Genomic DNA, 12,513 nt, shown 5'->3' with positions numbered 1-12,513 from the left:
ATCTACTAAACGTGCAACGTGATTTTCCGGAACAAACATTTCTATATCTAAAATCATCATTGTTTGTTTATTATTATAAGGCTGGAATACAAGTTTCTTTTGTTTCTTTTTGGGTTGATTTCCTTTTTCAATTATTCCCTCTAGAGCTAGTTCCATTTGCATGTTATAATTTGTTTGAATAGTCATTTGATTATTCATAAAAAATCGTCCTTTCTGTTGAATGTTGTCTCGTCAACTTCATTCTACAAAAAAGGACGATTTTTTTGTACCATTAAATAGCAAAAGGGCTAGACCGAAGGTCAATTAAAAATTGACTTTTCGGACAGCCCCTTTTTACTCATTCAATAATTAATTCCTTTATCCGGATGCTTATATTTGTTATAGTTCTTTCCCACATCTATAATACGACCTTCAGTATTCGTCGGTATGTTCGCACTTCCTAATCTTTGTAAATGTTGTCTAAAGTTGTCCCAATCAAATTTACCTAGTTCTTTTACACGACCTTCCTCATATGCTTTCTGGAATATGTCATAACCATCGCCACCTTTTGCTGTAAAGTAGTTTGTAACAATCGTATAAGTTTCTATATCTTTTATTTTTACATAATCGCCATTCTCATCGATAAAATAGATTGCCACTACACGTTTTCCTGCTGCTTTTGTGGAGTCAAATTCAACTTTACCGCCAGCTATATGTAAAAATCCACCAAATTCCTCTGGATACGCATGAACACTATGTTCAAAAGCTTTCTTGAGCTCTATGCCAGTTAAATCTATAGTAGATAATGTATTTCCAAAGGGTAAAACTTGAATTATCTTACCGTTCGTAATCGGACCCGCTTCAATTGGAGCACGGATACCGCCACCATTTTGAACGGCCATTAAAACTTTTTCATCATATTTTTTTGCTGCATAAAGCATCCCATCCGTAATTAAATTCGCTAATATAGTTTCACTGTTACGGACACTAGCGTTCCCATTACTCGATCTAGGATTCTCAAGGGGGTGGTTTAAATGAACTCCTATTTCTTGATTGGCAAAGTTGTAAATTTCTGACTTATACTCATTTAATAAGTCTACAGCTTCCGGGTCTTCTTCGAAATTTTCAATTTTCAACAAATCCCCTTCTGCCTCAATGACTTTTCCACGATTATCAAATGTAACATTTAGCATCCCTAGATTCGTGTTATATTCACCTGCTTGTACAATAACGGTGGGTTCTTCTTTTGCTTTACCATTTACATCCGTTTTAATCAGCACTGGTTCTGTTAATTCAGTATGACTGTGACCTCCAACAATAATATCGATACCATCCACTTTCATAGCAAGTAATAAATCATTATCCACTTTTGCATTGTCATTAAAGCCGATATGGGTTAAGGCGATGATTTTATTAACACCCATGTTCTCGAATTCTTTTACGGCTTTTTTTGCTTTCTCAATAAAACTCGAAAAAATGACTTGACCTGGACTGGATATAGTGGTTGTTTCTTTTGTAGTTAAACCAAAGATTCCTATTTTTTCACCATTTACTTCTTTAATGATACTGTTATAAATATGTCCATTTTGAGCAAGCGTAGATATTTTATCATGATATAAGTCGTTAAATTTATCATCTCTAGAGAAGTCGATATTTGAACTAACGAAAGGAAACTTTGCATTCTTAACAAAGTCAACTAATGCTTGATGACCTTCCAAACTTGAACCTAAATCAAACTCATGGTTGCCAAAAGTCATTACGTCATAGCCCATTAAATTCATAAATTGAAGATCTGCCTTCCCTTTTTTCGTATGAAAATAAAGGGTTCCTGTAAACACATCACCTGCATGAAGAAGGAGAGCATTAGGATTATTCATACGAATTTTTTTGACTGCTGTTACGGTTTTAGCCACATTATCCAAATTAGCATGTGTATCATTGTTATGTAAAATCGTTAACGTAAAACTATCTTCCTTCTTTGTTTCAGCTGAAACAAAGAAAGGATTTAAAATAAGAAAAAGGGAACTGACAAGTAAAGTTTTTACAGTGATCGCTATGACTAGCAGTTTCTTTAAAGGCGATTTTACCTCCAGTATATAGTGACCAATCGGCTTCGTTCAATTAGACAAACCAGTTTTCACGGTGAAACCTAGTGAATGAGGTAAACTTAATAAATAGACATGTATTTATATTATTGCGTTTTTCAAACTATATTTGTATATATTATTTCTTTTTTTCTCTTTTTACACCCTTTAATAAAAGGTAAAATATCTTCAAATCGTAATGTTGGGTTGTTAGTATTTACATATGATGAATTTTGAAGATAAGTGATTGTTTGCGGAAGGCTTATTGTTGCTTAAGTAGAGGCAAATCATTAAACATTTACTGTAGAACTACTTTTCATATATTCTTTATGAATTTGTGCTGCAATAATATTTCGCTGAATTTCTGAAGTTCCTTCGTAAATTTTTGTAATTCTTGCATCACGGTAATATCTTTCAATGGGATAATCTTTAATATATCCAATCCCCCCATGAATTTGCACAGCTAAATCAGCGACCTTGTTATACACCTCTGAACCAAGTAATTTTGCCATTGCCGCTTCTTTAATCATTTTCATGTTTTGGTCAACCATCCACGCAACTCGATAAGTAAAAGTCCGTAATGTTTCAATTTGTAATGCCATTTCAGCTAAATAATGTTGGATAATTTGTTGTTCAAAAATTGGCTTTCCAAATTGTTCTCGTTCATGTGCATACTTTATAGATAATTCTAATAACTTTTGAGATGAACCTAAATTGCGAGCAGCAAGACCTGCACGTCCATTCGCCAAGATCTTTAAAGCATTCACATATCCCATTCCTTCTTCACCAAGAACATTGTCTATCGGTACTTCACAATCTTCAAAAAATATTTCTGAAGAATAAGATCCACGCAATCCCATTTTTTCTTCCTTTTTCCCTACGACAAACCCTGGAAAATCTTTTTCCACAATGAAGGATGTGATACCTTTTGCCCCTTTTTTCGGGTCAGTCACAGCCATTACGGTAAAGACATCAGCAATCGGTCCATTTGTAATATAATGTTTAGAACCGTTCAATATATACTTATCTCCCCTTTTCACAGCACTTGTCTTTAAAGCTGAAGCGTTCGAACCAGCATTTGGCTCTGTTAAAGCAAAAGCCCCGATCAGCTCTCCAGTTGCCATTTTGGGAAGATATTTTCTTTTTTGTTCCTCCGAGCCCAATTCAACAATCCCAACTGTACCTATACCAGTATGCGCACCAATTACAGTTGTATATCCATTTGACGTACGACCCAGTTCTTCATAGATTGCACACTTACCAACCATGCCGATTCCTAACCCGCCGTATTCTTCAGGAATACTCAAACCGAATAGTCCCATTTCCTTGCTCATTTCTAAAATACGTTCAGGGATTTTATCTTCTCTTTCTATTTGATCAGCGACTGGCTCAACTGTATTTTCAACAAAGTCCCGAATAGATTCTTTCATTTCTAGGATTTCTTGGGATAAATTAAAATCCATGTTCACACTCTCCTTTTTATAATCAATCCCCGTGCTATTTTCCAATCAATCTTCCTATTATGAACGATTTTGATATTTTGTGATTATAATTAGAGAAAAAAATTAATCATATGTTAATACAGATTACATACCGTACTCTCTTTTTCAATCGTCCAACTCCATTTCTGAAAGAAGATATCCATAATACGAATGATGTAAGTATTGCGAATTTTGGATTTAACTTCAAACTACCCCTTCATCTTTGAATTTTTGAATTGCTTTCTGTGAATAGCCTAATTCCGTTAAAATTTCCACTGTATGCTCACCTAGTAATGGTGGATAGTATCGAACTTTGGCAGGTGTTTCTGAAAACTTTACAGGAAAGCCTGGAACTTTAAGATCTTTTATCTTCGGATGTTCGATTTCGATCATCATCTCTCTTGCTTTCACTTGAGGGTGATTTATTATTTGATCAACGGTATGTATTGGACCACAAGGCACTCCTGCTTTATCCATTTTTTCAAAAATTTCCTTACTTTCCATCTTAATTAATCGATCGGATAGAATTGAAACAAGTTCTTCTCGATGGGCAACCCGGTCATCATTTTTCTGAAAACGAGGATCCGTTAACAAGTCCTTCCAACCGAAGGCTTCACAACATTTTTTCCATAATCCATCGTTTGCAACAGCTAATATAATATCTATATCCTTTGCTCGAAAAGCTTGGTAAGGAACGAGCGATGGATGGGCTGAACCCATTCTACTTGGAACCTTTCCGGTCGCCATATACCCTGTTGCGAGAAAATTTAACAAACTAATTTGACCATCTAGTAAACTAACATCAATATATTGACCTTTCCCCGTTTTTTGCCTAGCAAATAATGCGCTTAATATTCCATATACGGCAAACAATCCTGTAGACAAATCAACGATCGACATTCCCGCTTTTGCAGGACCTCGGTCCGGTTCACCAGTAATACTCATCAATCCACCGTAACCTTGAAGTAGAAGATCATAGCCTGCTCGATCTTTTTCTGGACCAGTTCTGCCAAAACCTGATATGGAACAATAGATAAGTTTTGGATTTATTTCTTTCATTTTTTCATAACCGAAACCTAGTTTATCCATGGCTCCTGTACGAAAATTTTCTACTAAGACGTCTGCTTCTTTTGCTAACTTATAAATAATTTCTTTTCCTTTTTTACTTTTCAAATTAACTGTAATACTTCTCTTATTTCGATTCGTACTTAAAAAATAAGTGCTTACGCCGTTCCATGTAGGAGGTGTAAATCTCCTCGATTCATCTCCCAATCCAGGTTGCTCTACCTTTATAATTTCAGCACCTTGGTCACCGAGTAACATTGTACAATATGGCCCAGCAAGGGTTCTTGACATATCTAAAATCTTTATACCTTCTAAAGGCTGCATAAAATACCTCCTCATGAAGAAACAATTTATACGTTTCGTTTCTTTGATCGTACGCTCCCTGAAATCCCCTTAATTTTTTTCACACTCTTGTCGATAAACTTTTAGCGTATGGACTCACATTTAAAAGTTCATTATAATCGATCCCTGTTTTTATCCCCATTTTAGAAAGCATTTTGACTAAATCTTCTGTCGCTACATTCCCAGTAGCACCAGGAGAATAAGGACAACCTCCAAGTCCTCCCACTGAGCTATCAAACTTCGTTACTCCTGCTTGCATTGCCGCAATAACATTTGCTAATGCAAGTTTTGATGTATCATGAAAATGTCCGACAAAGGTTACTTCTGGATATAAGTCTTTTAATCTCGCAAAACGCTCATAAACGATTTTTGGGTCAGCCTGACCGTTCGTATCTCCAATATCAATTTCATCTGCCCCCAGACGGACAAAACGATCAACCACAAACTTCACGTCTTCAAAAGATACAGAACCTTGGAATGGACATGTAAAAGCCATTGAAACATATGCCCGAATAAACATCGAATGTTTTTTTGCAACTGAAAACATGTCTTCACATTCATTTAAGGATTCCGCCGTTGTTTTATTAATATTCCTTTTGTTAAACTCGTTGCTTGCACCGATAAATACGGCAATTTGTGGTGCCTTTACTTCAATAGCCCGATCCAACGCTTTCATGTTTGGTGTTAAAGCAATATAAGTAATACCTAGTTGATTACAATATGTAGCAATTTCTTCAGAGTCTGCCATTTGCGGCACCCATTTCGGATGAACAAAGGAGGCCGTTTCCATACGCTTTATACCTACTTTCGCAAGCTGTGCGATTAACTCCTTCTTCTTTTCTGCTGGAATTGGTTCTGGTTCATTTTGTAAACCGTCACGTGGTCCAACCTCAATAATTTCTACTTCTTTTGGAAAAAACAAAACACAATCACTCCTCCATCTTCGTTATCCTCTAAAGTTAAACATTATTTATTAAAGATCGGTTTACGCTTTTCAAAAAATGCCTGAACCCCTTCTTTAAAATTGTCTGATTCAAAGAGCAGACCTTGAGCAAAACCTTCTAATTCCAACGTTTCATCCAACTCAGCTAATACACTACGATTGACCAATTTTTTCATTAAGCCAATAGCCAAATTTGGCGCTTCTGCCAATCTTGTTGCCAGTATTTCTGCCTCTTCCATAAGGAGATGGTCATCAACTACTTTGTTCACGATTCCCAATTCATGTGCCTGTTCTGCAGTAACTTTCTCTCCTAGAAACATAAACTCCAGTGCTCGATGTCGTCCGATTAATCTAGGTAAAAAATAAATAGCTCCTAAATCTGGTACAAGTCCTACTTTTACAAAACTTTGTATGAATACAGTAGATTGACACGCTACAATCATGTCACATGCTAAAGCAATACTTATACCTGCCCCGGCAGCAGCTCCATTTATTGCGGCTATAACCGGCTTTTCAATGTTGACAATTGACCGGATCAACTCATGACCGTATTGTAATCTTTCACGCCCCGATACAGCATCAATATCCTTCATTGTGCTTAAATCGCCGCCAGCTGAAAAAACTTTTCCTTCACCAGTTAAAATAATGGATTTAATATCCGGATCATGCTTCGCTGTTGAAAAGAAATCAATTAAGTCTTGTCTCATTTCTAGCCCAAGGGCATTTCTAACTTCAGGGCGATTAAATTTTACAATTGCCACACCATCCTCTCTTTTTGCAACTTTAATAGATTGATAGTTCATTTAATACTCACCTCACATAAATTATCAACGAGGCTTACGTTTTTCTACAAAATCGCAAGCTCCTATTTAACGACTTTCTTTGTCAATGCTCTGATATACTTCATCCTCTATTTTTTATAAAATATCGTTGAACTCATGTTGTATACGTTTACAAATTATAAAATAACTTAACATTGACTCTTACTATCTATTTTTCAATTTCTAAAGTTTAAACCGAATAATGCGACACTGGTATGAACGGATTGTTTTTCTAGTGAAGTATTTCCGTTTTTTCTTATCCAGTCTTTTTTACGATGCATTCCCCTTGACGATATTTTATATATAAAAAGTTTTTTCGTCAACGAGAATTCTTAATATTCAATATTATCATTATATAACAAACAATTAATTTTCATGTTTTTATTATTCTTTTTGAATCTATGCTAACTGCCGATTATAAAAAAACCCAAGTTCTATATCATTACTAGAACTTGGGCTATCCGGTCATTCCTTTCTGTTTGTATCGATCATAATACACCCGTCAGTTGATTTATTAATACAAGTAGTTTGACGATATCTGATATTGTTTGAAATGTTTCAGAGTTTACGAAACCATGAAGTGTAACTTGTCCGTTTTGAACTGTATCTTTTAACTCAGTTAATAAGTCTTCATTTTTCTCTACAATTTGTTGGTGTACTTCTTCTGCAACAGATGGTACATGAAGTTCATTAAATTGTTCGATTTTTTTAATTAAACCGATGACTTGTTCATTTAGTTGTTTATATGTTTCTCGGTTTGTTGCAGCATCCGCTGCCATTTGCGGTGCTTCCTGGGCAAAATTACTTAATTCTTGAATATATTGAGTCGCCTTATCGACATAGTCCTCTGTTCCATTTGTATCTGCAAAAAGGGAACAACCGCTCAAAAAAAGTGTAAATACAAGGATGATCAACAACTTTTTCATAAATTCCCCCCATTTTTTCTCTTCTTCCAACCATACTTACGAAAACGTTGTAAAAAAGATTCATGAATACGAAAAGATATTAGTTAACGGCTTTAAAAGTATACACACCATTTTGTCCATATCGACGTACTTTCCCTTGTTCTTCCAAATAAATTAATCTTGTTAACGATGCCATAAATGGACTGGCGATAAAATTCTTTTTTAATTGGCCATAAACATCGTATGTAATTTGTAAAGCTGTTTTTGCTTCTTCTTTGACTAATTGATAAATTTGTTCTAATCGCTTTTCATGGCCTTCTTTAATTTCAAGGACCCGATCATGGAAATGCTCAATAGGCTCTCCATGACCAGTTAAAGCAAAATCAGTTGGATATTGTAATATATGGTCAATAGATTGTAAATAATATTGTAGTGCATTATATTCTTCCGCTTCCCATAAACCGATAACGGGTGAAAATTCCTGTAATACATGATCACCAGCAAACATGAATCTTTTTTCAGGATTATAAAAACAGAAATGATCATAGGAGTGACCTGGTGTCCATATCGGTTCATACCAATCATTACCTATTTTAATTCTCTCATCCATATTAAATAATACATCTGGTTCAAATTGGTATATATCTGAACGGTCCAACGGCTCTGGTATATTAGCAATCCCATGAACCCTTAATAATTGAGCCATACGGTTTTCAAAATCAGGATCTCGATGTTTCTCCATTTCACCAAGGCCAATCTTCGATACAATAATCGGAATTCCTTTTTTCTGTAACCATTTTGCTAATCCGATATGATCTTGATGAACGTGGGTCAGAACAACCTTTTCAATCGCAACCCCTTTGTCTAACACTTGTTGCCAAAGGGATTTGGCTTGTTTTGAATAGGATCCTGTATCGATAATGGTGTAACCCTGCTCACCTTCGACTAAGTAACAATTCGTTGCACCCATTCCCCCTGGATATTGTACTTTCAAAAGATATATACCTTCTATAATTTTTGTTAACACTGTCATTTCCCCTTTGTTTACCTGCTTTTTACTTTTAAAATATAATTTATTACTCCTAGGTTTTATCTTAAAACCTATTATCTAACCTATACAAATATTTTGATTTCTTCTCACCGTTTTTTTATTTCAATTTCCAATCTAGGAAATGAGAAATCTCACCTGTGAATTGGCCGATATGCATCTTTTTATAATTTAAAAATAATAAACAGTTCCCATTTGAGAACTGTTTTGAAACACAAATTTTTATGCTGGATTCAATATTCGATGTAAAAATTGCTTCGTTCGGTCAACTTGTGGGTTTTTAATCACTTCATCAGGAGTTCCTTGTTCGACAATATATCCTCCATCCATAAACACAACTTTATCCGATACTTGATAAGCAAATTGAATTTCGTGAGTAACAATAACCATTGTCCAATTATCTTTAGCCAAATCTTTTATAACTTTTAATACTTCTCCTACCAATTCTGGATCTAATGCCGATGTAGGTTCATCAAAAAGCATTAACTCCGGCTCCATTGCGAGTGCTCGTGCAATTCCAACCCTTTGCTGTTGGCCGCCAGAAAGCTGGTAAGGATAAAGATTTATTTTATCCTCTAATCCAACTTTTTTTAGCAAACTTTTAGCTAAATTTAATACTTCTTTCCTATCCCTTTTTTGAACAATCAACGGTCCTTCCATAACATTTTCAATAGCCGTCTTATGCGGAAAAAGATTATATGACTGAAAAACCATTCCTGATTTTCTTCGTAATCTCAATAGATCTTGTTTCTTTTGTTTTTTAGTAAAATCTAAAGTAAACCCATCTTCAAATTGAAATATTCCATTATCGGGAATCTCCAATGCATTTAGGCAGCGTAGGAGAGTCGTTTTCCCTGAACCTGATGGTCCAATAATTGAAATCACTTGTCCTTTTTCAATACTAAAATTTATATCCTTTAATACTTGTAAATCGCCAAATTGCTTCGCTAAACCAGTTACTGATAAATACATTGTTCCCTCCTCCTACTACCGTGCCGTATACCGTTCTAAACGTTTTTCCAATCTTGACTGGATCATCGATAAAATAAAACAAATAACCCAATAAATAAGTGCCGCTTCCACATATAAAAGTAAAAAATCATAAGTAACAGCAGCTATTTCCTGGGACTTCCGAAACAGTTCAACAACAAGAATTTGTGAAGCTAGCGACGTATCTTTTACTAAACTAATAAATGTATTAGATAAAGGCGGAACTGATACTCGTGTTGCTTGTGGAAGTATAATTCTTCTTAACGCCATAGTTTTTGTCATCCCAATAGTCGCAGCCGCTTCCCATTGCCCTTTTGGAATCGATAATATCGAACCCCTGATGATTTCTGATGCATAAGCACCTACATTTAAAGAAAATGCAATAATAGCAGCCGGATATGGATCAAATGTTATATCCAATGTAGGCATCCCATAAAATATAATAAACAATTGAACAAGTAACGGTGTTCCACGAATAGCTGAAACATAAAATGTCGCAGGAATTGTTAAAAAGGGAGATTTAGAGATGCGCATCATTGCTGTTAGTAATGCAATTATTAAACCGATAATAAAGGATATAATTGCTAATGGAATTGTCGCTTTAATTGTACCTGTTAACATTGGAACAAGGGAGTTGATAAACAACTCCCATCCTTCTGTTTGTCCGGTTATTGTAAATAACACATTATTTAGTGGATACATCTTCACCAAACCATTCTATCGCAATATTTGATAACGTTCCGTCTTCAATCATTGATTCTAATGCTTCATTTACAGCATTTACTAATTCTTCGTTTCCTTTATTAAACGTAAAGGCCATTTCTGATTTTTCATCGGATTCAGCAACAATTTTTAAGTCATCGCCTTTTTGTTTCAAATAATCTAATACTGCTAATTTATCATTGACGGTCACATCTGCATGACCTTGTTTAATTACCTCTGCCGCTTGGAATAGACCTTCAACACTTACAAGTTCTGCACCATACTCTTTGGCAATTTCTCCATAATTACTTGTTAAAGTTTGAGCAGATTTTTTTCCTTTCAAATCTTCAAAAGATGTAATATCTGTATTATCCTTAGGTACTACCACAACTGCTGATGAATAAGTGTATGGAATAGAGAAGTCATAGTTGGCTAAACGATCCTTATTAATACCAACTTGATTGGCAATCACATCAAAACGACCTGCATTTAATCCAGCAAACATTGCATCCCATTGCGTTTCCTCAAATTTTACTTCAACACCCATACGTTTTGCTACTTCACGAATAACTTCTACATCATAACCTGTTAATTTCCCTTCGTCATTATGAAAAGAAAATGGAGGATATACGCCTTCAGTACCAACTGTTAATACACCTTTTTCTTTTATATCTTCATATAGGTTTTTTCCTTCATTTGTATTATCTTCGTTCGTTTCATTGTTGTTTTCTCCGCTGCCACAAGCAACGAGTGAAATGGCGACAACAGCAAAAATTAATGTGAATATTAGTTTGTTTAATCTTTTCATGTGTTAAACCCCCAGTAAGTTAGTAGGAAATAGTAAGTTGAGTATAGTACAAGTTTTATTTTATGTAAACTACCTTTATACATAATTGTTAACATTTTTACATCGAAAATTCTTGCGTAATTCAATCGTTTTCTAGATGTTTTCACAATTATTATTATAGTTGATAAACTTTTTCCCATTCTAAAAAGTGATCAACCTTTTCTTCATCTAACTGATATCCTATACCAGGTTGATCTGGAACCTCAATCATACCATTTCTAGCAACGATCTCAGGGTAAATAATATCCTTTTCCCAATATCGTGATGAACTCGAAATATCGCCAGGTAACGTAAATTGCGGCAGCGATGCTAAAGCAATATTTTGTGCTCGACCTACACCTGTTTCCAACATTCCACCACACCATACATGTATATCCTTCTCTTTACAATAATCATGAATTCGTTTGGCCTCTGTTAATCCACCTACTCGTCCAGGTTTAATATTTATAATTCTACAACTCCCAAGCTCATAAGCCATTTTTACATCTTCTAAAGAATGAATACTCTCATCTAAACATACCGGTGTATGTATAACAGATTGCAACTTGGCATGATCCATAATATCGTCATCCGATAACGGTTGTTCAATCATCATTAAGTCAAATTCATCCAATTGTTTTAGATGTTCAATGTCATCAAGAGTATATGCAGAATTTGCATCAACCATTAAAGGAATACTTGGAAAATGCCATCGTACTTCTCGTAATACTTTTATATCGTAACCTGGTTTAATTTTGATTTTAATGCGTTTATATCCTTCTTGAAATGCTTGATCAATGGTATGTAAAAGCTCATTGATCGTCGGTTGAATTCCAATTGCGATACCAACTTCAATTTTCTTTCTTTCTCCACCTAAAGCACGTGCCAATGACACCCCTTCTCTTTTTGCATAAAGGTCCCAAATTGCTCCCTCTATGGCTGCCTTCGCCATATGATTCCGTTTAATAGGCTTAAAAATATTTGACACATCTTGCGGGTGAGTTAAACACTCCATTTGCAAAATTGGAATTAAATAATCTTCCATCATATGAAAAACCGTTTTCACCGTTTCTTCTGTATACCAAGGTACCTCAAAAGCAACAGATTCGCCGTAGCCACAATTTCCCTCCCCGTCTCTTGCTTCAATTAAAAAGAACTCCTTATCTTTTACAGACCCAAAACTAGTTGAAAAAGAATGCTTTAAACGCATCTTTAACTTTTTAATCTTTATTTCAGTAATCGGAAGTGCCATCATTTCCCCTCTTTCTTTCTGTAACATGTACAAATATTAACAATTAGCTCCTTTTATTATAACAATTCTTGCGAC

General features: G+C 35.0%; 12 protein-coding genes. All 12 read right to left on the bottom strand.

Annotated features, from left to right (window positions below; translation table 11 throughout):
* On the bottom strand, positions 1-198 hold a 198-nt coding region (locus OEV82_RS08210), incomplete at its 3' end, for a hypothetical protein (RefSeq protein ID WP_263061564.1).
* Between the two features lie 143 nt (positions 199-341).
* Positions 342-1,931 (bottom strand): bifunctional metallophosphatase/5'-nucleotidase, encoded by a 1,590-nt coding sequence (locus tag OEV82_RS08205; RefSeq protein WP_263061569.1) that lies wholly within the window; start codon positions 1,929-1,931, stop codon positions 342-344.
* 422 nt (positions 1,932-2,353) lie between these two features.
* A complete protein-coding gene (locus OEV82_RS08200; RefSeq protein ID WP_263061563.1) occupies positions 2,354-3,526 on the bottom strand; it encodes an acyl-CoA dehydrogenase family protein in 1,173 nt (390 codons plus the stop codon).
* A 222-nt stretch (positions 3,527-3,748) separates the two neighbouring features.
* Positions 3,749-4,933: a CaiB/BaiF CoA transferase family protein gene (locus OEV82_RS08195; protein ID WP_263061562.1), complete on the bottom strand. Its 1,185-nt coding sequence runs from the start codon at positions 4,931-4,933 to the stop codon at positions 3,749-3,751.
* Positions 4,934-5,012: 79 nt separating this feature from the next.
* Positions 5,013-5,873 (bottom strand): hydroxymethylglutaryl-CoA lyase, encoded by an 861-nt coding sequence (locus OEV82_RS08190; RefSeq protein ID WP_173658057.1) that lies wholly within the window; start codon positions 5,871-5,873, stop codon positions 5,013-5,015.
* A 44-nt stretch (positions 5,874-5,917) separates the two neighbouring features.
* The gene (locus OEV82_RS08185) at positions 5,918-6,697 is read right to left on the bottom strand and encodes an enoyl-CoA hydratase/isomerase family protein (RefSeq protein ID WP_173658056.1); all 780 of its coding nucleotides are present in this window, start codon (positions 6,695-6,697) and stop codon (positions 5,918-5,920) included.
* 506 nt (positions 6,698-7,203) lie between these two features.
* Positions 7,204-7,641, bottom strand: a complete 438-nt coding sequence (locus OEV82_RS08180) for a membrane lipoprotein lipid attachment site-containing protein (protein ID WP_263061561.1) — start codon at positions 7,639-7,641, stop codon at positions 7,204-7,206.
* 79 nt (positions 7,642-7,720) lie between these two features.
* Positions 7,721-8,647 carry an MBL fold metallo-hydrolase gene (locus OEV82_RS08175; RefSeq protein WP_263061560.1) on the bottom strand — a complete coding sequence of 309 codons (927 nt, stop codon included), beginning with the start codon at positions 8,645-8,647 and terminating at the stop codon, positions 7,721-7,723.
* A 243-nt stretch (positions 8,648-8,890) separates the two neighbouring features.
* On the bottom strand, positions 8,891-9,640 hold the full coding sequence (locus tag OEV82_RS08170; RefSeq protein ID WP_173658252.1) for an amino acid ABC transporter ATP-binding protein: 750 nt from the start codon (positions 9,638-9,640) through the stop codon (positions 8,891-8,893).
* Between the two features lie 15 nt (positions 9,641-9,655).
* Positions 9,656-10,360, bottom strand: coding sequence for an amino acid ABC transporter permease (locus OEV82_RS08165; RefSeq protein WP_173658253.1), 705 nt, complete (start codon positions 10,358-10,360; stop codon positions 9,656-9,658).
* Positions 10,344-11,168: an amino acid ABC transporter substrate-binding protein gene (locus OEV82_RS08160; protein WP_263061559.1), complete on the bottom strand. Its 825-nt coding sequence runs from the start codon at positions 11,166-11,168 to the stop codon at positions 10,344-10,346. Before OEV82_RS08160 ends, OEV82_RS08165 begins: the two co-directional genes overlap by 17 nt.
* Positions 11,169-11,322: 154 nt before the next feature.
* Positions 11,323-12,438, bottom strand: coding sequence for an o-succinylbenzoate synthase (menC, locus tag OEV82_RS08155; protein ID WP_263061558.1), 1,116 nt, complete (start codon positions 12,436-12,438; stop codon positions 11,323-11,325).
* Between the last annotated feature and the right edge of the window lie 75 nt (positions 12,439-12,513).

The sequence above is a fragment of the Pallidibacillus thermolactis genome, from assembly GCF_025660415.1.
Taxonomy (GTDB): Bacteria; Bacillota; Bacilli; order Bacillales; family Caldibacillaceae; genus Pallidibacillus; species Pallidibacillus thermolactis.
This window is presented reverse-complemented; position numbering and strand designations above follow the sequence as displayed.

Bases quoted from the DNA above. Each gene is read 5' to 3' on its own strand.
- OEV82_RS08200 (WP_263061563.1), bottom strand. From the start codon at position 3,526: ATGGATTTTAATTTATCCCAAGAAATCCTAGAAATGAAAGAATCTATT.
- OEV82_RS08195 (WP_263061562.1), bottom strand. From the start codon at position 4,933: ATGCAGCCTTTAGAAGGTATAAAGATTTTAGATATGTCAAGAACCCTT.
- OEV82_RS08185 (WP_173658056.1), bottom strand. From the start codon at position 6,697: ATGAACTATCAATCTATTAAAGTTGCAAAAAGAGAGGATGGTGTGGCA.
- OEV82_RS08180 (WP_263061561.1), bottom strand. From the start codon at position 7,641: ATGAAAAAGTTGTTGATCATCCTTGTATTTACACTTTTTTTGAGCGGT.
- OEV82_RS08170 (WP_173658252.1), bottom strand. From the start codon at position 9,640: ATGTATTTATCAGTAACTGGTTTAGCGAAGCAATTTGGCGATTTACAA.
- OEV82_RS08165 (WP_173658253.1), bottom strand. From the start codon at position 10,360: ATGTATCCACTAAATAATGTGTTATTTACAATAACCGGACAAACAGAA.
- OEV82_RS08160 (WP_263061559.1), bottom strand. From the start codon at position 11,168: ATGAAAAGATTAAACAAACTAATATTCACATTAATTTTTGCTGTTGTC.
- menC (WP_263061558.1), bottom strand. From the start codon at position 12,438: ATGGCACTTCCGATTACTGAAATAAAGATTAAAAAGTTAAAGATGCGT.